At 70.2% G+C, this 20,658-nt stretch carries 21 protein-coding genes; 9 read left to right on the forward strand and 12 right to left on the reverse strand.

Going from position 1 to position 20,658, the window contains the following annotated elements:
- Positions 1 to 14 precede the first annotated feature (14 nt).
- Genes AC07RV_RS11270 through AC07RV_RS11290 form a run of 5 tightly spaced genes read right to left on the reverse strand, consistent with a single transcriptional unit; the run spans position 15 to position 5,693 of the window.
- Positions 15 to 1,310 carry an acetyl-CoA hydrolase/transferase family protein gene (locus AC07RV_RS11270; RefSeq protein ID WP_296787619.1) on the reverse strand — a complete coding sequence of 432 codons (1,296 nt, stop codon included), beginning with the start codon at positions 1,308 to 1,310 and terminating at the stop codon, positions 15 to 17.
- Between the two features lie 48 nt (positions 1,311 to 1,358).
- Complete coding sequence (locus tag AC07RV_RS11275) at positions 1,359 to 2,384, reverse strand: class I fructose-bisphosphate aldolase (RefSeq protein WP_296787618.1); 1,026 nt, start codon at positions 2,382 to 2,384, stop codon at positions 1,359 to 1,361.
- 46 nt (positions 2,385 to 2,430) lie between these two features.
- Entirely contained in the window at positions 2,431 to 3,603 is a 1,173-nt protein-coding gene (locus AC07RV_RS11280) for an NAD(P)/FAD-dependent oxidoreductase (protein ID WP_296787616.1), read from the reverse strand.
- Between the two features lie 28 nt (positions 3,604 to 3,631).
- Positions 3,632 to 4,531, reverse strand: a complete 900-nt coding sequence (locus tag AC07RV_RS11285) for a delta(1)-pyrroline-2-carboxylate reductase family protein (protein WP_296787614.1) — start codon at positions 4,529 to 4,531, stop codon at positions 3,632 to 3,634.
- Between the two features lie 10 nt (positions 4,532 to 4,541).
- Positions 4,542 to 5,693 (reverse strand): branched-chain amino acid ABC transporter substrate-binding protein, encoded by a 1,152-nt coding sequence (locus AC07RV_RS11290; RefSeq protein ID WP_296787612.1) that lies wholly within the window; start codon positions 5,691 to 5,693, stop codon positions 4,542 to 4,544.
- Positions 5,694 to 5,899: 206 nt separating this feature from the next.
- Here AC07RV_RS11290 and AC07RV_RS11295 point away from each other — a divergent pair, with 206 nt between their 5' ends.
- A complete protein-coding gene (locus AC07RV_RS11295; RefSeq protein ID WP_057596715.1) occupies positions 5,900 to 6,799 on the forward strand; it encodes a LysR substrate-binding domain-containing protein in 900 nt (299 codons plus the stop codon).
- A gap of 6 nt (positions 6,800 to 6,805) precedes the next feature.
- On the opposite strand, the gene AC07RV_RS11300 is transcribed toward AC07RV_RS11295, so the two are convergent.
- From AC07RV_RS11300 to AC07RV_RS11315, 4 genes are all read right to left on the reverse strand, one after another.
- The gene (locus AC07RV_RS11300; RefSeq protein ID WP_296787610.1) at positions 6,806 to 7,834 is read right to left on the reverse strand and encodes an aldo/keto reductase; all 1,029 of its coding nucleotides are present in this window, start codon (positions 7,832 to 7,834) and stop codon (positions 6,806 to 6,808) included.
- Positions 7,835 to 7,937: 103 nt separating this feature from the next.
- Positions 7,938 to 8,810 (reverse strand): alpha/beta hydrolase, encoded by an 873-nt coding sequence (locus AC07RV_RS11305; protein ID WP_296787608.1) that lies wholly within the window; start codon positions 8,808 to 8,810, stop codon positions 7,938 to 7,940.
- Positions 8,811 to 8,949: 139 nt separating this feature from the next.
- A complete protein-coding gene (locus AC07RV_RS11310; RefSeq protein ID WP_296787606.1) occupies positions 8,950 to 9,477 on the reverse strand; it encodes a demethoxyubiquinone hydroxylase family protein in 528 nt (175 codons plus the stop codon).
- Entirely contained in the window at positions 9,474 to 9,965 is a 492-nt protein-coding gene (locus tag AC07RV_RS11315; RefSeq protein WP_093341484.1) for an Lrp/AsnC family transcriptional regulator, read from the reverse strand. Before AC07RV_RS11315 ends, AC07RV_RS11310 begins: the two co-directional genes overlap by 4 nt.
- Positions 9,966 to 10,062: 97 nt before the next feature.
- Here AC07RV_RS11315 and AC07RV_RS11320 point away from each other — a divergent pair, with 97 nt between their 5' ends.
- From AC07RV_RS11320 to AC07RV_RS11335, 4 genes are all read left to right on the forward strand, one after another.
- Positions 10,063 to 11,244 carry a M20 aminoacylase family protein gene (locus AC07RV_RS11320; RefSeq protein WP_296787604.1) on the forward strand — a complete coding sequence of 394 codons (1,182 nt, stop codon included), beginning with the start codon at positions 10,063 to 10,065 and terminating at the stop codon, positions 11,242 to 11,244.
- Positions 11,245 to 11,275: 31 nt separating this feature from the next.
- Entirely contained in the window at positions 11,276 to 12,505 is a 1,230-nt protein-coding gene (locus tag AC07RV_RS11325) for a diaminopropionate ammonia-lyase (RefSeq protein ID WP_296787602.1), read from the forward strand.
- A 31-nt stretch (positions 12,506 to 12,536) separates the two neighbouring features.
- Positions 12,537 to 13,328, forward strand: a complete 792-nt coding sequence (locus AC07RV_RS11330; protein ID WP_296787600.1) for an alpha/beta hydrolase — start codon at positions 12,537 to 12,539, stop codon at positions 13,326 to 13,328.
- Between the two features lie 69 nt (positions 13,329 to 13,397).
- The gene (locus tag AC07RV_RS11335) at positions 13,398 to 13,550 is read left to right on the forward strand and encodes a glycine zipper domain-containing protein (RefSeq protein ID WP_296787598.1); all 153 of its coding nucleotides are present in this window, start codon (positions 13,398 to 13,400) and stop codon (positions 13,548 to 13,550) included.
- Between the two features lie 24 nt (positions 13,551 to 13,574).
- On the opposite strand, the gene AC07RV_RS11340 is transcribed toward AC07RV_RS11335, so the two are convergent.
- Positions 13,575 to 14,603, reverse strand: coding sequence for an OmpA family protein (locus tag AC07RV_RS11340; protein ID WP_444689667.1), 1,029 nt, complete (start codon positions 14,601 to 14,603; stop codon positions 13,575 to 13,577).
- A gap of 233 nt (positions 14,604 to 14,836) precedes the next feature.
- Between AC07RV_RS11340 and AC07RV_RS11345 the strand changes: the two genes are divergently transcribed.
- Positions 14,837 to 15,184 carry an SMI1/KNR4 family protein gene (locus tag AC07RV_RS11345; RefSeq protein ID WP_296787594.1) on the forward strand — a complete coding sequence of 116 codons (348 nt, stop codon included), beginning with the start codon at positions 14,837 to 14,839 and terminating at the stop codon, positions 15,182 to 15,184.
- A gap of 59 nt (positions 15,185 to 15,243) precedes the next feature.
- Here the strand turns inward: AC07RV_RS11345 and AC07RV_RS11350 are convergent, their stop codons facing one another.
- Together AC07RV_RS11350 and AC07RV_RS11355 are read right to left on the reverse strand one after the other, a co-directional pair.
- The gene (locus AC07RV_RS11350; RefSeq protein ID WP_296787592.1) at positions 15,244 to 16,233 is read right to left on the reverse strand and encodes a tripartite tricarboxylate transporter substrate binding protein; all 990 of its coding nucleotides are present in this window, start codon (positions 16,231 to 16,233) and stop codon (positions 15,244 to 15,246) included.
- Between the two features lie 74 nt (positions 16,234 to 16,307).
- Positions 16,308 to 17,396: a tartrate dehydrogenase gene (locus AC07RV_RS11355; protein WP_296787590.1), complete on the reverse strand. Its 1,089-nt coding sequence runs from the start codon at positions 17,394 to 17,396 to the stop codon at positions 16,308 to 16,310.
- A gap of 116 nt (positions 17,397 to 17,512) precedes the next feature.
- Between AC07RV_RS11355 and AC07RV_RS11360 the strand changes: the two genes are divergently transcribed.
- From AC07RV_RS11360 to AC07RV_RS11370, 3 genes are all read left to right on the forward strand, one after another.
- Positions 17,513 to 18,460: a LysR family transcriptional regulator gene (locus AC07RV_RS11360; protein WP_209544815.1), complete on the forward strand. Its 948-nt coding sequence runs from the start codon at positions 17,513 to 17,515 to the stop codon at positions 18,458 to 18,460.
- 230 nt (positions 18,461 to 18,690) lie between these two features.
- Complete coding sequence (locus AC07RV_RS11365) at positions 18,691 to 19,653, forward strand: MurR/RpiR family transcriptional regulator (protein WP_057591098.1); 963 nt, start codon at positions 18,691 to 18,693, stop codon at positions 19,651 to 19,653.
- Entirely contained in the window at positions 19,650 to 20,648 is a 999-nt protein-coding gene (locus AC07RV_RS11370) for an isoaspartyl peptidase/L-asparaginase family protein (RefSeq protein ID WP_296787587.1), read from the forward strand. Before AC07RV_RS11365 ends, AC07RV_RS11370 begins: the two co-directional genes overlap by 4 nt.
- Positions 20,649 to 20,658: the final 10 nt, after the last annotated feature.

Genomic DNA, 20,658 nt, shown 5'->3' on the forward strand with positions numbered 1-20,658 from the left:
GCGCCGTAACAGCGTTAGAGCAGCCTCAGCCGCCCCGCCTGCTCTTCCAGCTCCGCGCGAAACGCCGGATGCGCGATCGCGATCAGCTCGCGCGCGCGCTGCTTGGCCGACTTGCCGCGCAGTTGCGCCACGCCATGCTCGGTCACCACGTAGTCGATGTCGTTCTTGCTCGTGCTCACGTGCGTGCCGGGCGACAGCGAAGGCACGATGCGCGAGATGGTGTCGCCCTTGGCGGTCGAGGGCAGCACGATGAAAGCCTTGCCGCCGCGCGAGCGGTTGGCCGCGCGCACGAAGTCCGACTGGCCGCCCGTGCCCGAGTACGGCGCGTGACCCAGGCTCTCGGAACCGCACTGGCCCAGCAGGTCGATCTGCATGGTGGCGTTGATCGCGACCAGGTTGTCGTTGAGGCCCGCGAGCGCCGGGTCGTTGGTGAAGTTCACCGGATGCATCTCGAGCGCCGGGTTGCGGTCCATGAAGCGGTAGAGCTTGCTCGAGCCCAGCGCGAAGGTCGCGATCGACTTGCCCGGCAGGTGGCTCTTGCGCCGGTTGGTCACGGCGCCGCTCTCCACCAGCGTGAGGATGCCGTCGCCGATCATCTCGGTGTGGATGCCGAGGTCGCGCTTGGCCGTGAGCTGCATCACCACCGCGTCGGGAATGCCGCCATAGCCAATCTGCAAGGTCGAGCCGTCGTCGATGCGCTCGGCCACGTACTTGCCGATGGCCTGCTGCACCGGGCCGATCTTGGGCAGGCCCACCTCGAGCACCGGCGCCTCGCTCTCGACCAGTGCCGCCACCTGCGACACGTGCACATGGCAGGCGCCATGCGCGAAGGGCACGTTCGGGTTGACCTCGAGCACCACCGCGCGCGCCTTGGCCACGGCGGCCATCGTGTAGTCCGCACCCAGGCTCAGCGCGAAGTAGCCGTGCGCGTCCATCGGCGAGGCCATGCTGAAGACCACGTCGGCCGGAATCTGGCCGCGCTCGATCTGCGCCGGGATCTCCGAGAAGTAGTTGGGCAGGAAATCGATCCAGCCCTCCTGCCCGCCCGCGCGCGTGGCGCCGCCGAAGAACAGCGCGACATGGCGCACGTGCGCCACCGTCTCGGGATCGATGTAGGCGTACTTGCGCATCGCGAGGATCTGCGCGACCTTGACGTTGCGGAAATCGCGCCGCTGTTCCGACAGTGCCTCGAGCAGCGCGGGCGGCTCGCCCACGCCGGTGGGCACGATGATCATGTCGCCGTTGCGCACCTGGCGCACGGCATCGGCGGCGCTCGCGCGCTTGCGGCGGTACTGGTCCTGGAAGTCCATGAAGCGTCTCGTCTCTTTTTCTGAAGGGATGGGAAATGAGGGGGCGGCCTACAGCGGCGCGTCGTTGCGCGCATCGTAGGTGCCGCGCCGCGCGGCCCGGTTGCAGCGCGCACGGAACACCAAGGCCTTCTGCGCCTCGGCCACACGGGCCGGGTCGCCCTTCCAAAGCTCGAGCGCGGGCTGCTGCACCGCGCGCGAGAACGAGAAGCTCAGCGCCCACGGAAGCCGCGCGCCGAAGCGGGCATTCATCGCATTGAGCCGCGCCGAGGCGAGCTGTGCCGACTGCCCGCCCGAGAGGAAGGCCACGCCCGGCACCGCGGCGGGCACGCTGCGCAGCAGGCAATGCACCGTGGCATCGGCCACCGCGGCCACGTCGTCCTGCACGGCGGCGTTCTGTGCTGGCAGCACCATGTTCGGCTTGAGCAGCATGCCCTCGAGCAGCACGCCCTGCGCGCGCAGCTCGGCGAAGGTGCGGTGCAGCACTTCTTCCGTGACCTCGGCGCAGCGCGCGAGCGAATGGTCGCCGTCCATCAGCACCTCGGGCTCGACGATCGGCACCAGCCCGGCTTCCTGGCACAGCGCCGCATAGCGCGCGAGTGCATGGGCGTTGACGCGGATGCAGGCACGGCTGGGCAGGCCCGCGCCGATCGCGATCACGCCGCGCCACTTGGCGAAGCGCGCGCCCAGGCCTGCGTACTCGGCCAGCCGTTCGCGCAGGCCGTCGAGGCCCTCGGTCACGGTCTCGCCCGAATGGCCCGCAAGCGGCTTGGCGCCGGTGTCGACCTTGATGCCCGGCACGATGCCCGCGGCGGCCAGGGCCTGCGCGAAGGGCATGCCGGCGTTGGTGGTCTGGCGCAGCGTCTCGTCGAACAGGATCGCGCCGCCGATGCTGTCGGACAACCCCGGCGCCGTGACGATCAGCTCGCGCCAGTCGCGCCGCGCCGCCTCGGTCTGCGGAATGCCGAGCGCGGCGAAGCGCTTGTTGCAGGTGGCGTTGCTCTCGTCCATCGCGAGCAGGCCCTTGTCGGCGGCCAGCAGCGCGGCGGCCGTGTCGGTCAATGTCTTGGCGGTCATGTCGGGACACCTTTCGGGGGCCATCCTACGCCCGCGAGGCTTGCCCCTAGATGACGTTGCGCTCCAAGAGCGGCGCGTTGCGCAGGATGCGTTCGAAGCCCACGGCCGACAGGTCGAGGCTGCGGTAACCGCCGAAGCGGATCAGCTCGGCCACGCCGCGCCCCGCCGCCGGGCATTGCTGCAGACCATGGCCCGAGAAGCCGTTGGCGAAGTAGAGGTTGTCGCAGTCGGGGTGCAGGCCGAGGATGGCGTTGTGGTCGAACAGGTTCATCTCGTAGTAGCCGGCCCAGGCGCCGGTCATGCGGATGGCTTCGAAGGCCGGCACGCGTTCGGCCAGCGCGGGCCAGATGAAGCTGTCGAAGGCCTCGTACTCGACCTCGAGCGCGGCGTCGTCGGGGTCCTGGTCCTCGGGCGGCGCGAAGCCGCAGATGAACTGGCGGCCCTCGGGGCGCAGCCAGATGCCCGAGGTGTCGATCACCAGCGGGCAGCCGGGCAAGGCGTCGGGACACGAGAAGCTGAACACGCTGCGCCGACGGCCGCGCACCGGCAGGTCGATGCCGGCCCAGCGCGCCACCGTCGCGGCCCAGGCGCCCGCGGCATTGACGACCACGTCGGCCGGCAGGGTCTGGCCATCGGCGAGCACGACGCCGCGCACGAGGCGCCCTTCGCATTGCAGCCCGGTCGCCCGCGCCTGCACGTAGCGCACGCCCTGCGACACGGCCTTCCTGCGGAAGGCCTGCAGCAGGCTGTAGCCGTCGTACCAGCCCTCGCCCGAGAGCCCCAGCGAACCCAGCGCCACGCCCTCCGTGTCGAGCCACGGAAAGCGGGTCTTCAACTCCTCGGGGGTGAGCAGCGCCACGTCGACCGCATGCGCTTTCTGCAGCGCATGGTTCTCGCGCAGCACGCCCTCACCCGCCGCGGAGGCCAGGTAGAGGTAGCCGGGCTCGACCAGACCGATGTCGGGTTCGTCGTCGCCCACGCGCAGCGTCTGGCCCAGGCTGCGGAAGAAGTCGATGCCGTAGCGCGACATCTCGATGTTGATGGCGGTCGAGAACTGCTGGCGGATCGAGCTGGCCGACAGCGCCGAGGAGGCCTGGCTGTACGAGAAGTCGCGCTCGACCACCGTGACCTCGAAGGGCTCCTGCGCCGGATCGCGGGTCAGGAAATAGGCGGTGGCCGAGCCGATGGCTCCGCCGCCGATGATCACCACACGCCGCATGGAATGCCTTTCGCTTCGCTCGTCATCTTCACTTTTCTTCGTCATGCGCCAGCCGCGCCGCCGCCAGATCCCACAGCGCATGGCCCACGGTCTTGACCAGCACCGGCGCGCCGGCCGCCGCGGGCACCGCGTGCGCGAAGTCCTGCACGGCGCGCCAATCGACCTCGGCGCGGATCAGGTCGCCGGCCTCGCGGCGCGCGCCCTCCAGCGTATCCACAAACACGCTGCCGCGGCGCACCAGCGCGGCGGGCACCTCGGCCATGTCGGCGCGGTAGGCGCCGATCGCGATCACGCAGGCATCGGGGCGCAGATCGGGCGGCACCACGGGGTCGAGCGCATTGGTCGCGGCGACGACGAGGTCGGCCTCGCGCGCGACTGCGTCCGGATCGGCGATCGCCTGCGCCTCGACGCCGAGCGAACGCATGTGCCGCGCGAGGTCCTCGGCATGGGCGGCAGTGCGCGCATGGATCGCGAGCCGGCGCACGTCCCACAGTTCGGCCAGCGCCTCGGCATGCGCGCGCGCCTGCACGCCCGCGCCGATCAGCAGCACCCGTTCCGCACCCTTGCGCCCGGCCCGCATCGCGCCGGCCAGCGACAGGGCCGCCGTGCGCCGCGCGGTCAGCACATTGCCGTCGAGTGCGAGCAGCCGCGTGCCGGTGGCCGCATCGAACAGCACCACCTCGCCCTGCACCACCGGCAGGCCGCGCGCCGCGTTGCCCGCATGCACGGTCACGGTCTTGAGCGCGGCGAAGTCGGCGTCGGCCGCGGGCATCAGCAGCATCGTGCCGCCGGCCGCAAGCGGCACCGCGGTGCGCGGCGCGGCCCGTGCCTCGCCGCGGCGTTCGCGCTCGAACATCCGCAGCATCGCCTCGACCAGCGGTCCCCAGGGCAAGGCCGCGGCCGTCTCGGCCGCATCGAGCGTGCGCACCGGGGCCGCCTCAGGAACCGGCGACGCGCACGCGCTTGCCGTCCTTGTAGGTGAAGACGGTGAAGTCGGGCTTCTGCAGGTTGCCCTTGGCATCGAAGGCGATGGCGCCGGTCACGCCGTCGAACTTCACCTTGCGCATCGCCGGCAGGTAGGCCGCGGGCTCGACCGAGTTGGCCTCGCGCATGCCGGCGGCCAGCGCCATCATCGCGTCGTAGAGGTAGGGCGCGTAGGTCAGCACGTCGACGCCGAAGCGCGCCTTGTAGCGCTGCTCGAACTCGGCGCCCCTGGTGGTCTTCTCGACCTCCTTGCCGCCGCGCGTGCAGTAGAGCAGCCCGTCGACCGCGCCGCCGCTGATCCTGGCGACCTCGTTGGTGCACAGGCCGTCGGTGCCCAGCAGCTTGGCCGTGATGCCGAGCTGCTTCATCTGCCGCGCGATCAGCCCGCCCTGCGCGTCCATGCCGCCGTAGAACACGACCTCGGGCTGCCTGGCCTTGATGCTGGTGAGGATCGCCATGAAGTCGGTCGCCTTGTCGCTGCCGTACTCCTGCGCGACGATGGTGCCGCCCAGCGCCTTGACGCCGCGCGCGAACACCTCGGCTGCGCCCTGCCCGTAGGCGGTGCGGTCGTCGATCACGGCGATCTTCGTGGCCTTGAGCTCCTTCACCGTGTAGTTCGCGATCGCCATGCCCACGTCGTCGTCGCTCGCGAGGATGCGGAACACGTTGTCGTAGCCCTGCTTCGTGAAGCTCGGGTTGGTGGCGGTCGACACGTCGGGCAGGCCGGCGCGGCTGTAGACGGCCGAGGCGGGGATGGCGGCGCCCGAATTGAAGTGGCCGAGGATGCCCTTCACGCCCATGTCGGCCAGCTTGTTGGCGACCACCATGGCCTGCTTGGGATCGGCCTGGTCGTCCTCGGACTGCAGCACGAACTTGATCTTCCTGCCGCCGATCAGCAGGTTCTGCCTGTTGAGGTCCTCCACTGCGAGCCGCGCGCCGTTGTCGTTGTCCTTGCCCCAGTGGGCGGCGCCGCCCGTGAGCGGGCCGGCATGGCCGATCAGCACCGTCTGCTCGGACTGGGCCCAGGCCGGCAGCGCCAGGACGCCGACCAGCAGGCAGGCCGAGACGGCGGCATGGCGCCGCAGCGATACGCGCGAAGCGGTCATCGAAAGTCTCCTTGTGTTTGTGCGTGCGGGCCGCGCTGGAGGCCCGAACGCAGAATAGAGTCGCGCTGGCGGGCGCAACAAACGCTCAATGCGCACGACGTTGTGCGATCCCGGAAGGAAGCCCTCCGGATCGGTGATGCGATGAATGCTTTGGTTGACGGAAAGCGGGCCGCGCCAGAATCGGCCCACCAGGACAAGCAGGCGAGATGAGAAAAGACATACCCAACCTCGGCGCGCTGCAGGCCTTCGAGGCCTCGGCGCGGCTGGGCAGCTTCACGCGCGCCGCGAGCGAACTGGCGCTCACGCAGAGCGCGGTCGGCCGCCAGGTGGCGATGCTCGAGCAGCGGCTCGGCGTGGCGCTGTTCTCGCGCGTGCGGCGCCGGCTCACCCTGACCGACGTGGGCCGCGAGTACGCGGCGCGCATCCGCCGCCACCTCGACCAGATCCGGCGCGACACGCTGGAGATCGCCGCCGGCCACGACATGGGCTTCGTGCTCGAGGTGGCGGTGGTGCCCACCTTCGCGACCCAGTGGCTGATTCCGCGCCTGCCCGATTTCAGCCGGCTGCATCCCAACATCACGGTCAACCTGTCGGCGCGCTCGCAGCCCTTCTCGTTCCAGGAGAACGCCTACGACGCCGCGATCTACTTCGGCGACCAGTTCTGGCCCGACACGCGCGGCGGGCGCATCTTCTCCGAGGGCGAGATGGTGCCGGTGTGCAGCCCGGCCTTCCGCGATGCCAACGGCCCCTGGGACGAGGCCGCGTTCGCGCGCTGCCGCCACGTGCACCTGAGCACGCGCGCCCATGCCTGGCGCGACTGGTATGCGCAGCAGGGCTGGGACTACACGGTGCATGCCTCGCGCGGGCCGCGCTACGAGCTCTTCACCATGGTGACGGCCGCCACCGCGGCCGGCATGGGCGTGGGCCTGGCGCCGCGCCTGTTGATCCAGCACGAGCTGCGCACCGGCGAGCTCGTGATCCCGATCGACCGCAGCCTCGACGTGAGCCAGGGCTACTACTTCGCCTATCCCGAGGGCCGGCCGGCCTCGGGGGCGCTCGAGCATTTCAAGCGCTGGGTGCTGAGCCTGACGCCCGAGAAGGGCTGAGCCCGATCAGACCGGCGCCGGGTTGCGCTCCGCGAAGCCGCGCTGGTGCCAGTACGGATAGGCCAGCGTCGTCGTGCTGGCCACGTCGAGCTCGGCCACCTGCTCCTTCGTGAGGTTCCAGCCCACCGCGCCGAGGTTCTGGCGCAGCTGCTGCTCGTCGCGCGCGCCGATCACCACGCTCGACACCGTCGGGCGCTGCAGCAGCCAGTTCAGCGCCACCTGCGGCACCGTCTTGCCGGTCTCGCCGGCGATCTTCTCGAGCGCATCGACGACGCGGTAGAGCAGCTCGTCGGGCACCGGCGGGCCCATGTCTGCCGTGACGTGCAGGCGACTGTTGGCCGGCAGCGGCTGGCCGCGGCGGATCTTGCCGGTGAGGCGGCCCCAGCCCAGCGGGCTCCACACCACCGCGCCCACGCCCTGGTCCTGCGCCAGCGGCATCAGCTCCCATTCGTAGTCGCGGCCCACCAGCGAGTAGTAGGCCTGGTGCGCCACGTAGCGCGGATAGCCGTAACGATCGGCCACGCCCAGCGACTTCATCAGGTGCCAGCCCGAGAAGTTGGAGGCGCCCACGTAGCGCAGCTTGCCGGCGCGCACCAGGTCGTCGAGCGTCGAGAGCGTCTCTTCCACCGGCGTGGCGGCATCGAAGCCGTGCAGCTGGAACAGGTCGATGTAGTCGGTGCCCAGGCGCTGGAGCGCGGCGTCGACCGCGGCGACCAGGTGGTAGCGCGAGGAGCCGACCTCGTTGACGCCCTCGCCGCTGCGGAAGGTGGCCTTGGTCGAGATCAGCAGCTTGTCGCGCGGCCGGCCCTTGATGGCTTCGCCGAGCACCGACTCGGCCGCGCCGCCCGAATAGATGTCGGCGCTGTCGAACATGTTGACGCCCGCGTCGATGCAGATGTCGATCAGCTTGCGGGCCTCGGCCACGTCGGTGCTGCCCCAGGCCTGGAAGAATTCGCCCTTGCCCCCGAAGGTGCCGGTGCCGAAGCTCAGGACGGGGACCTTGAGGCCCGATCGGCCCAGATGACGGTATTCCAAGATGCTGCTCCTTCGGCCCGCGGGCCAGGTGGTGCGGGCCGGCGGCCCGCGGATGGCCGCCATTGTTGGCCGCGGGACTGAACCCCGGCCGGCAGTCGGGCTTCTAGGGCAGCAGCTTCGAGATCGCGTCCTCGAAGGCCAGCACGTCCGAACCGACGTGGGTGGAGTTGAACACCGTCTGCGTCAGCTTGAAGTCCTTGTAGTTGCGGGCCGCGAGCCGGTCGTACATCTCCTTCACCAGCGGCCCGTTGCAGTTGGCGTCGCAGCGCGCCAGCACCATGGTCGCGGGCAGCGACTTGCCGGCCAGCGCGGTGAACATCTTCTGCTCGAGGTCGTAGTTGAGGTCCTTCTGCTGCCAGAAGGCGGCCTCGGTGGACAGGAAGTATGAGAACACCAGTTGGTCGGGCGCCTCGAGGAACATCGCGGTCGCGGCCAGGTTGCCGCTGGTCGACAAGCCCGAGAGCATGCGGCGCTTCGGGTCCATGCGGTACTTCGATTCGAGGTAGGGAACCAGCTCCTTCACGAGGAAGCCGTGGTAGCCGGTGGCGCCGGGAAAGTTGTAGTCCTCCTGCCGCCGCGCGCTGCCGCCGATGCCCACCAGGATGGCCTTGGTGCCACGCCGTTGCAGGATGTTCTTGAGGTTCGTGAAGCGCGTGTCGGGCAGGCCGTTGGTGGCATCGCCGTCGAGCGCATAGATGGTGGCGTAGGCATCGGTGCCGGCGTCGTAGCCGGCCGGGATGTAGATGTCGATGCGGTAGTCCACGCCATAGGCCTTGGCGCTGACGGTCTCGCTGACCACGCGGCCGGTGGAGGATGGCGGCGGCGGCGCGGGCTGCTCGGGTGCCGGAGCCGGAGGCAGGATCGGGAGGCCGCCGCCTCCACCGCCACCGCCGCCCCCACCGCAGGCCGCCATCGCCGCGACGAGCACGCAACCGCACACGGCCGCGAGTGCGCGGCGCCATTTTTCTTGTCTCATGTGGTTCCTCTTCTTCTACCCCGGCACACGTCGTGCCGGGCGGGATGCTGCGCCGGGGGCCGGGCAGCGTCAACCTCGCCGGTCGGATCGGCCAGGCTGTGGCGCCATGTCCACACGCCTCGCGACGGCACGATGGCGTCTACAGCCGCATGCCGAGCCAGATCACCGATTCGGTCGAGGCCGCGACGACCGGGCTCAGCAGCCGCGACCAGAAGCGGCCGGGCTCGAGGTGCGAGGCCGACTGGTCGTGGTGCTGCCGCTCCTCGTCGACGATCTGCGCGATGGCCGCCACCGCCGCCTCGTCCTGGCCCGCCAGCTCGCGCAGTTGCGCCTCGAGATGGCGCAGCACCACGCGCTCCACCGCCACGGTGGTGGCAGCGATCGCATGGCGGCCGAGCAGCCCGGTGACCAGGCCCAGCACCCAGCCGCCGATGCCGCACAGCCAGTAGCTGCGGCAGCGGCGCACGCCGCGCCGTTGCAACTCGGTGGCGAACACGGCGCGGTGCCGTTCCTCGTGCGACTTGAATTCGCGCAACTGCGGCATCAGCGCCGGCGCGGTGATGCGCGCGGCCAGGATCTGCGCGCGGTAGATGTTCACCGCGCCCTGCTCGCCCGCATGGTCGACCTTGAGGATGCGGCCGCCGAGCGCGGTGTCGCGCGAGCTCAAGGGGCGATCTCCTTCAGCGCCTCGTCCACCGGCACCGTCAGTCCCACCTTCACCCGGCTCATGGCCACCAGCGTCTTGAAGCGCTTCACGTTGTTGTTCTCGAAGAACAGTTCGCGCGTGAGCCGCGTGTAGTCGGCCATGCTGCGCACCGCGAAGATCAGCACGAAGTCGCACTCGCCCGCCACGTAGTAGCACTGCTGCACCTGCGGGCAGGCCTGGAAGCTGCGCTTCATCGCATCGAGCAGGTCGACGCGCTCGCTCTCCACCTCGACCTCGACGATCACCGTGAGCTCGCAGCCCACCGCGTCGGGATTGACGATCGCCGCATGGCGCTCGATCACGCCCTCGTCGGCCATGCGCTTCAGGCGCCGGTTGACCGCCGCGGCCGAGAGATGCACCTGCTGGCCCAGCTCGCCCTGCGGCAGGCGCGCGTCCTGCTGCACCAGCGCCAGCAGCTTGAGGTCGTAGGCATCGAGGGGCGTGGGCATGGGCGGGACCGGCAGGCGTGGCGGGTGGAATGAAATTGCGCCGACAGCCCCTTCAATGCGCGCAAATTCATGGGTCGGCGACATAGCATTGTTGCCCATGACCACCGCCACCCTCGCCTCCGACGCGCCGCTCGATGCCGAACTCTCGGGCTGGCGCCGCTACCTGCACACCATTCCCGAGACCGGCTTCGCCGAGCACCGCACCTCGGCCTTCGTCGCGCGCACGCTGCGCGCGCTGGGCCTCGAGGTGCACGAGGGCATCGGCGGCACCGGGCTGGTGGCGAACCTGCGCGTGGGCGAAGGCCGCGGCGCGATCGGCATCCGCGCCGAGATGGATGCGCTCGACATCGCCGAATCGGCGCCGGGCCGTGCCCATGCCTCGGCCACGCCCGGCAAGATGCACGCCTGCGGCCACGACGGCCACATGTCGATCGTGCTCGGCGCGGCGCGGCTGCTGCGCGAGCGCAAGGACTTCGACGGCACCGTGCGCTTCATCTTCCAGCCCGCCGAGGAACACGGCCGCGGCGCCAAGGCGATGATGGCCGACGGCCTGTTCGAGCGCTTCCCGGTCGACGAGATCTACGGCCTGCACAACATGCCGGGCCTCGCGGCCGGCACCATCGCCACCTGCGCGGGCGGCATCATGGCCAGCGAAGACAACTTCACGATCCACGTGCGCGGCCGCGGCACCCATGCGGCGCGGCCGCACATGGGCATCGACCCGATCGTGATCGGCGCCGAGATCGTGCTCGCGCTGCAGACCATCGTCTCGCGCAGCCTCGACCCGGGCGCGCAGGCCGTGGTCTCGTGCACCGAGTTCATCACCGACGGCATCCGCAACGCGATCCCCTCGAACGTCGTCATCAAGGGCGACACCCGCAGCTACGACCCCGCCGTGCAGGCCACGCTGGAGCGGCGCATGCGCGAGATCAGCGAGGGCATCTGCCGGCTGCACGGCGCCGAATGCGCGTTCTCGTACACGCACGAGTTCGAGCCCACGGTGAACTGGCCCGAATGCGTGCCGTACGCCGTGGCCGCCGCAACCGCGGTGCTCGGCGCCGGGCGCGTGGACGCCAACACCGTGCCGATGATGGCCTCGGAGGACTTCGGCGCCTTCCTGCGCGTGGTGCCGGGCGCCTTCGTGTTCCTCGGCAACGGTGCCGACGGCCAGCCCGGCGGCACGCCGCTGCACAACGCGGGCTACGACTTCAACGACGCGGTGCTCGAGATCGGCGCGCGCTACTTCGCGGAACTGGTGCGGCTGCGGCTGCCGCGCTGAATCCCTTCTCTTCTTCTGAAAGACACCAGACATGCTGGTCCGCAATGCCCGCGCCGTGCGCGCGCCCTACCCCGAGGCGCTGCACCGCATCCTCAACATCGACGAAGCACGCGCCACGCGCGCGTGGCTCTCGCGCTGGTCGCTGCTCGCGCCCGAGCCCACGCCGCTGCGCCGCCTGAGCGACCTGGCGCAGGCCTGCGGCATCGCCGAAGTGTTCCTCAAGGACGAGTCGCTGCGCTCGCCGCTCGGCAGCTTCAAGGCGCTCGGCGCGCCGGCCGCGCTGGTGCGGCTGGTGCTGCGGCGCCATCCGGACTGGAACGCCGACGCGGTGCTGCGCGGCGAACACGCGAATGCCTTGAAGGGCCTCGTCGTCATCAGCGCCACCGACGGCAACCACGGCCGCGCACTCGCCGCCGCGGCGCGCAGCGTGGGCGTGCGCTGCGTGATCGTGCTGCACCGGCACGTGAGTGCCGAGCGCGAACGCGCCATTGCCGACTTCGGCGCCGAGATCGTGCGCATCGAGGGCAACTACGACGCCTCGGTCGCGCATGCCGCGCAGCTCGCCGAGCGGCATGGCTGGCAGGTCGTGTCCGATACCGCCTACCCGGGCTACGAGGACGTGCCGCGCGACGTGATGCAGGGCTACGGCACGATGGTCGACGAGGCGCTCGAGCAGCTCGCCACCGAGTCCAACGGTGCCTGTCCCTTCACCCACGTGATCCTGCAAGGCGGCGTCGGCGGCCTCGCGGCCGGCGTGGCGAGCTACCTCTGGGAACGCTTCGGCGAGCGCCGCCCCGTGCTCATCGTCGCCGAACCGCGCCAGGCCGACTGCCTCACGCGCAGCGCCATCGAAGGCCGGCCGGCAGTGGCCACCGGCAGCGTCGACTCGGTGATGGCCGGCCTCGCCTGCGGCGAGACCTCGACCCTGGCCTGGCGCTTTCTCGAGCCCTCGGTCGATGTCTTCCTCACGCTGGAGGATGAAGAGGCGGTGGATGCGATGCGACGGCTGGCCGAGGGCTCGGCGCGCGACGTGCCGGTGGTGAGCGGGGAATCGGGCGCCGCGGGCGCGGCCGCGTTGCTGCAGCTCGCGCGGTCCGGGACGGCGAAGGCGCAGGCCGGGCTCGATGCTTCGTCGACGGTGCTCTTGATCAGCACCGAGGGGGCGACCGCGCCTTCGGTCTATGCGGAACTGATGGGCCGTACGGCGGATGAAGTGCTGGCAGCGCAACGCGAATGGCTGGGCCTGGCGACTCGGCGGTAGCATCGACCGCCCTTCCTCCAGGAGATCGTCGATGCGCCAGCTTGCGGGACTTTGGATCGCGGCCCTGTGGATCGCGTGCTTCTCACCCGTGCAGGCCCAGGTCACGCAGCAGGTGGTGGACATCCCCACCCGCCCCGGCGTGACGCAGCGCATGCTCGTGCTGACGCCGCCCACGCCGAAGGCGGCCGTGATCCTGATCGCGGGCGGACATGGCGGGCTTCGGATCTTTGCCAACGGATCGCTCCAATGGGGTGCCGGCAACTTCCTCGTCCGCACGCGGCAGCTGTTCGCCGACCAGGGACTGCTGGTGGCCGTCATCGACGCACCGTCCGACCGGCAGAGCCCGCCCTACCTCGCCGGCTTTCGCCAGAAGCCCGAGCATGCGGCCGATCTCCAGGCCGTCATCGCCTGGATGCGCGCGCAGTCGAAGGTGCCGGTATGGCTCGTGGGCACCAGCCGCGGCACGCAATCGGCGGCCTATGTTGTGACCGAGCTCTCGGGCACCGATGGCCCGGATGGCGTGGTGCTGAGCTCCACCATCCTCACCGACGACGGCGGCCGCCCCGTTCCCGCCATGCCACTGGCAAAGATCCGCGTGCCCGTGCTCGTGGTGCATCACGAACAGGACGGCTGCAGGCACTGTGCCTTCGCCGGCGTGCCCGCGCTGATGGCGAAGCTCGAGAACGCGCCGCGCAAGGAAGTGCTGAGCTTCCAGGGCGGCGAGAACCGCGGCGATCCCTGCGACGCGATGGCCTACCACGGGTTCAACGGGCTCGACGGCGAGGTCGTACCGCGGATCGCGGGCTGGATACTGGCGCGATAGCGCCGGGCCTGCGTACAGTTCTTACACGCTGTAGAACCTCTGCGCCGCACCCGACCCTAGACTGGGCCGATGAAAACCAATCAAGGACTTGGCGTGGGCGCCGGGCTCGCGGCCGGCGTGGGCATCGGTGCCTTGCTCGACGAGATCGGCCTGGGGATCGGCATCGGTCTCGCGCTGGGAATCGCGCTGTCGCTGGCGTTCGATCGCAAGGACCCCGGTTAGCCGACCTTGCCGCCGGCGCCGTGCCTATTGCGGCACCAGTTCCACGCGCCGGTTCTTCGCGCGGCCGTCCTCGGCCGCGTTGCTGGCGACCGGCGCCAGATCGGCCACGCCATACGCGGCGAGCCGGTTGGCCGCGATCGCATACTGGCTGGCCAGGGCCGCGTTGACCGCCTCCGCGCGTCGCTTCGACAGCGCGATGTTGCTGTCCAGCGTGCCCTGGTTGTCCGTGTGGCCGACCACGCGCAGCTTGAGTGCAGGCTCGGCCTTGAGCAGCTTGGCGATCTCGTCCAGCGCGGGCTTGGAATCGGGCTTGATGTCGGCCTTGGCGGTGTCGAACAGGATGCCGTAGAGCGCCACGCGCCCGGTGGCGGCAATGGCCTTCGACATGTCGCCCGCGCTCACCGTCACCATGTTCTGCTTCATCGCCCCGACCTCGATGATGTCGACCGCCGCGTACGCGCCCTTGACCGCCTTGTAGTCCTTGCTGTCCTTGGCCCATTGCACGGCCTCGACGACCACGTAGAGATCGCCTTGCGGCCGCGGAATCCTGAAGCTCGCCAGGCGCGCCGTCGCGACCTCGGCGGCCGAGAAGGTGTAGGTGCTGCGGCTCGTCTTGATCTCGTTCCAGCTGTACGGGCAGAGGAAGCAGGAGCGGCTCTTGAAGTTCTCGTCACGCCCCGAGTCGTAGAGCGTGACGCCACCGGCCGCCTGCACCTCGCTCTGGTAGTTGCGGATCAGCTCCGCCGTGGACGTGTCGCCCGCCGACTCGTACCAGAGGCGGGTCAACGCGCCCTCGACCGGCTCGGAGCCGGTCCAGCTGCGCTTCCTCGAGGTGGTGTCGTAGCCCTTGTAGGTCCCCGTCGGCACCAGGTATTCGTCGAAGCGCTTGAAGTCGTAGCCGACGATGGTCGAGCCCGCGAAGCGTTTGAGCAGCGGGTTGTCCTTGGCGCCGGGCAGGTCCTGTGCGGACGCGATGGTCGAGATAAACAACAGCCCGGCGGATGCCGGCGCGGCCAACAGCCGAAGGAAGGCAAGGACAGAACGCGGACGCATCGATGACTCCGGAAATGGACGGCGCCATTGTCAGGAGTTCCGATGATTTGGCTGCACGGCCGTTTGGCCTATGAAGAAGGTCTGTGGCGGTGGATGCAAGCTCGTTGTCCTGAATCGAAGAAGGACGGTCTCGCGCAAGCATGCGCACGATCAAGACGATTCGGACCGCTCGCTGTAGCAAGCCATGCGACTGCTGTTGCCACAATCAGCCCCATCCAACAAGCACACAGCCAATGAATCACGAGGACCCATTTCGCGCAGTCGAAGAATGGAGCGGATGCGCCATCTCATCACCCTTGCGCGCATTGCTCTCCAGCCTGAACGGCGCCACCGTCGGCGACCTCGCCCACTTCTACGCCCCCGCCGACCTGCTCGAACGCAACGAGACCTACGAGACCAGGACGTACTGCCCCGGCTGGCTGACGATCGGCGATGACGGTGGAGGCAGCGCGATCGTCGTGGCACCGGACCAGTGGCCGACCGCGGTGTACCTGGTGGGTCACGGCAGCATGTCGCGCGCCGACTTCGTCGCGGTGGCCGAGGCCCTTCACGAATGGGTAGCTTCGGGCTGTGAGCTGTAGCGCGCCACAAGGTCGCGGCAATCGCAGGCTTTCCATGCGACAACGCCCGCGCAACCTCGTCAGTCGATCGCCACCCTCGCCTCCTTCACCAACCTCGCATATTTCGCGGTGTCACCGCGAATCTGCGCCGCCATCTGCGCCGGCGTATCCCCCACCGGCTCCGCCCCGATCTCCTCCATGCGCTTCCTGAACTCCGGCGACTGGATGATCTTCACCATCTCGACGTTGAGCCGCTCCACGATCTCCTTCGGCGTGCCCGCCGGCGCGAGGATGCCGAACCAGGTGCCCTGGTCGAAATCCTTCAGCCCCGACTCGGCCAGGGTCGGCACGTCGGGCAGGCTGCTCGAGCGTTTGGCGGTGGTCACGGCGAGCGCGCGCAGTTTGCCGGCGCGGATGTGCTGCAGCACGGGGGTCAGGGTGTCGAAGGACATGTCGACCTGGCCGCCGAGCAGGTCGGTGGTGAGCGGCGCGCTGCCCTTGTAGGGCACGTGCAGCAGCTCGATGCCCGACAGGGCCGAGAGCTGGGTGCCGATCAGGTGCTGCACGGTGCCGTTGCCGTTCGACCCATACGAAAGCTTGGCCGGCGCGGCCTTGGCCTGGGCGATCAGTGCCTGCGCATTGCGCGCGGGCGACTTGGCGTTGACCACCATCACGTTGGGCACCAGCGCGACGGTGGTGATCGGCGCGAAGCTCTTCTCGAAGTCGTAGGGCAGCTTGCGATAGACGCTGGTGGCGATGGTGTGGTGCACCGCGCCCATCAGCAGGGTGTAGCCGTCGGGCCGCGCCTTGGCCACGTAGTCGGCGCCGAGCGTGGCGCCGGCGCCGGGACGGCTCTCGACCACCACGGGCTGGCCCAGGCTCTGCGAGAGCTTGTCGCTCAATGAACGCGCCAGCACATCGGAGCTGCCGCCGGGCGGAAAGGGAACGACGAGGTTGATGGGCTTGGCCGGCCAGGCCTGCGCGGCCGCGGTCGAGGCGGCCAGGCCGAGGGTGAAGGCGGCGGCGAGCGCGGTCAGCGCCGCGCGGCGGCGGACGATGGGCTGGGTCACGGGTTGTCTCCTTTGTTGTCGTGGCAATGGCCGGCCGTGCGCGCACGCCCTCTCCGGCCCCGGGGGCGGAAAACTCAGGCGGCCTGGCGCTCGGGCAGCGGGGCCAGCAGCGCGCAGACGGCGCGGGTCACGTCGGCGGTGGTGGCACTGCCGCCGAGGTCGCGCGTGTGCAGCGAGGCGTCGGCCGTGACCTGTTCGATGGCGCGCATCAGGCGCGCTGCAGCCTCGGGCTCGCCGAGGTGCTCGAGCATCATCACGACAGACCAGAAAGTGCCGACGGGGTTGGCCAGGCCCTGGCCCATGATGTCGAAGGCCGAGCCGTGGATGGGCTCGAACATCGAGGGGAAGCGGCGCTGGGGATCGATGTTGCCGGTGGGTGCGATGCCCAGGCTGCCCGCGAGCGCGGCGGCCAGGTCGCTGAGGATGTCGGCATGCAGGTTGGTGGCGACGATGGTGTCGAGCGAGGCCGGCCGGTTGACCATGCGCGCGGTGGCGGCGTCGACCAGTTCCTTGTCCCAGCGCACGTCGGGGAACTCCCGGGCCACCTGCACGGCGATCTCGTCCCACATCACCATCGCATGGCGCTGGGCATTGCTCTTGGTGATCACGGTGAGCTGGCGGCGCGGCCGCGAGCGGGCCAGCGAGAAGGCGAAGCGCATGATGCGCTCGACGCCGGCGCGGGTCATCATCGAGACGTCGGTGGCGGCCTCGATCGCATGGCCCTGGTGCACGCGGCCGCCGACACCGGCGTACTCGCCCTCGGAGTTCTCGCGCACGATGACCCAGTCGAGGTCGCCGGGGCCGCAGCGCTTGAGCGGGCCGTCGATGCCGGGCAGGATGCGCGTGGGCCGCACGTTGGCGTACTGGTCGAAGCCCTGGCAGATCTTCAGGCGCAGGCCCCACAGGGTGACGTGATCGGGAATGTGCGGATCGCCGGCCGAGCCGAACAGGATCGCGTCCTTGCCGCGCAGCGCGTCGAGGCCGTCGGCCGGCATCATCTCGCCGTGGGCGCGGAAGTAGTCGCCGCCCCAGCCGAAGTCCTCGAACTCGAAGCCGAAGCGCTCGCCGCCGGCGGCCAGTGCCTCGAGCACCTCGCGCCCGGCCGGCACCACCTCCTTGCCGATGCCGTCGCCGGGAATGGTTGCGATCCTGTAGGTCTTCATGGTGTAGCTGCGTCGCTGGAGTGTTGGAACGGCTTCGACTGTAGGAACTCGACGTGCGATCGGATCGCCCCTAAAGTCAATCCATCGTTAACTTCAAGTCAACAGCGAAAACCGCGATGGCCCACGAGATCCAACCGGCCGACCTCGGCTTCTTCTCGGCGCTCGCGCGCGCCGGCAGCCTCAGCGCGGCGGCGCGCGAACTCGGCATCACGACGGCCGCGGTGAGCAAGCACCTCGCGCAGATGGAGGCGCGGCTCGGCGTGAGCCTGGTCAACCGCACCACGCGCCGCATGGGCCTCACGCCCGAGGGCGAGCTCTACCTCGCGCAGGCGCGGCGCATCCTGGCCGACATCGAAAGCCTGGGCGAGCAGCTCGGGGTGTCGAAGGCGGTGCCGCAGGGCCTCTTGCGCGTCAACGCCACGCTGGGCTTCGGGCGCAGCCACGTGGCGCCGCTGATCTCGAAGTTCGTGCGCCGGCATCCCGAGGTCGAGGTGCAGCTGCAGCTGTCGGTGAACCCGCCGCCGCTGACCGAGGATTCGTTCGACGTCTGCGTGCGCTTCGGCGCGCCGCCCGAGGCGCGCGTGATCGCGCGGCGCATCGCGGCCAACCGGCGGCTGCTGTGCGCGGCGCCGGCCTACCTCGCGAAGCACGGCACGCCCAAGGTGCCGAACGACCTCACGCGCCACAACTGCATCGGCATCCGCCAGGGCGAGGAGGCCTACGGCCTGTGGCGGCTGTCGAGCGGGCGCGGCGCGAGCGCAAGCACGCAGGCCGTGAAGACGCGCGGCACGCTGACCACCAACGACGGCGAGATCGCGGTCAACTGGGCGCTCGAGGGCCACGGCATCCTGATGCGCGCCGAATGGGACATCGCGCGCTACCTGCGCAGCGGGCGGCTGGTGCAGGTGCTGCGCCCGTTCCACACGCCCGATGCCGACATCTACGCGGTGTACCCGCAGCGCCATCAGCTCGCGGCACGCGTGCGGGCCTTCGTCGACTTCCTCGCGCAATCGCTCGAGCAACAGGCCTCGGCGGCCTCCGCGGCCTCGAAGACCGCGTTCTGACGCGACCCTAGGGAAATCCCCGAGGCCGCGCTCGCGGCCGTGCCCGCGCGCGCCCTCGCCCAGAGGGAAAAGCACCCGCGCGGCGCCCTCCCTCACCCGCCCCGATCTCCCCACGGCACTGGCCCGCAACTTGCAAACTCGGCCAAAAATGACAGAAAATTTTCTTAACTGACTTATATTTGTAAATCAGTTTTCAAATTTGCACCGTTCCGGCGCCCTTTCCGAACCCCATGAGCACCAACGTCGACCCTCCAGGCACCACCGTGGCCCAGCGCATCGCGCAGGCCCTGCCGCGGCTGTCCCGCTCGCACCGGCAGGTGGCCGACTACGTGCTCGAGCATCCGCTGCAGGTGGCCACGCTGCCGATCGACGAGCTGGCCACGGCGGCCGGCGTGTCGGTGGCCACGGCCAACCGCTTCGCGCGCGCGCTCGACTTCGATGGCTACCCGGCCTTCCGGGCCGAGCTGGTGCGCGGCTTCGAGCCGCTGGTGGCGCCGGTCGAGCGGCTGCGCGGCAACCTCGAGCGGCCGACCACGGTGTCGGAGGTGTTCGCCGCGGCGCTCGAGGAGAGCCGCCGCAACATCGACGCCACGCGCCAGTCGCTCGACTACGCGGCCTGCGAGGCCGCCGTGGAGCGCATCGGCAAGGCGCGCTCGATCTACATCGGCGGCTTCGGCGCCAGCGCCTGGCTCGCGGGCCTGCTGCAGCACGGGCTGGACAGCAGCTGCAGCGACGTGCGCCTGCTCTCGGGCGTGAGCGGCGTGACCCATGCCGCGCGCACGCTGATGCATGCGGGGCCGCAGGACGTGTTCATCGGCGTGACCTTCCCGCGCTATCTCACCGACACCATCGCGCTGGCGCAGATCGCGCGCGGCCAGGGCTGCGCGGTGCTCGCGCTGACCGACCGGCCGAGCTCGCCGCTGGCGCCGCTGGCCGACGTGGCGCTCTATTGCCAGACCGAGACCAGCTACCGCCCCAACTGCGAGACCAGCGTGCTCGCGCTGATCGAGGCGCTGACCAGCGCCGTGGCGCTGCGCGCGCCGGGCGCGGTGCAGTCGGCGGGCCGCATCCTGCAGGCGGTGCGGCCGTGGCTGCACGGGGGCAACGGGCCACGCACGAATGGCGCGAACGGCGCGAACCCGCAGGCCACGCCGCCCGCAGACAGCACCCCGAAGAAGAAGACCTCCCGATGAACAGCCCCACCCAGAACGACAACGCCTCCACCCCGCGCGTGCCCGTGATCGCCATCCATGGCGGCGCCGGCACCATCAGCGCGGGCACCACCACGCCCGAACAGGCCGCGGCCTATCACGAGGCGCTGCGCCACATCGTGGCCACGGCCCAGGCCGCGCTGCTGCAGGGCGCCTCGGCGCTCGACGCCACCTGCCTCGCGGTCGAACTGCTCGAGGACTGCCCGCTGTTCAACGCCGGCCACGGCGCGGTCTTCACCCATGACGAAACCCACGAGCTCGATGCCGCCGTGATGGACGGCGCCACGCTCGCCGCCGGCGCGGTCGCGGGCGTGTGCCATGTGCGCCGCCCGGTGCGCCTGGCGCGCGCGGTGCTCGAGGACGGCGCGCACGTGCTGCTCGCGGGCGCCGGGGCCGAAGCCTTCGCGCGCGAACGCGGGCTCGAGATGGTCGAGCCCTCGTACTTCTCGACCGAGGCGCGCCGCCAGCAGCTGCACCGCGTGCGCGACACCGGCCGCGTGGTGGTCGACCACGAGGGCGCTGCCATGGCTTCGCTCGCGCATGCCCCGCTCGACGAGGACCGCAAGTTCGGCACCGTCGGCGCGGTCGCGCTCGACATGCACGGCCACCTGGCCGCCGCCACCTCCACCGGCGGCATGACCAACAAGCGCGTGGGCCGCGTCGGCGATTCGCCGCTGATCGGCGCCGGCACCTATGCCGACGACGCCACCGCCGCGGTCTCGTGCACCGGCAGCGGCGAGATGTTCATCCGCATCGCCGCCGCGCACGACCTCTGCGCGCGCATGGCCTACGCCGGCGCCACGCTCGAAGCCGCCGCCTACACGGTGGTGATGAAGTCGCTCTCGGCCATCGGCGGCACCGGCGGCCTGATCGCCGTCGACCGCCACGGCAACCTCGCGCTGCCCTTCAACACCGAAGGCATGTACCGCGCCCATGCGCGCGGCCGCGAGACCCCGAAGACGGCGATCTTCGCCTGACGCCACCGCT

Source organism: Variovorax sp. GW821-FHT09B01, from assembly GCF_059418345.1.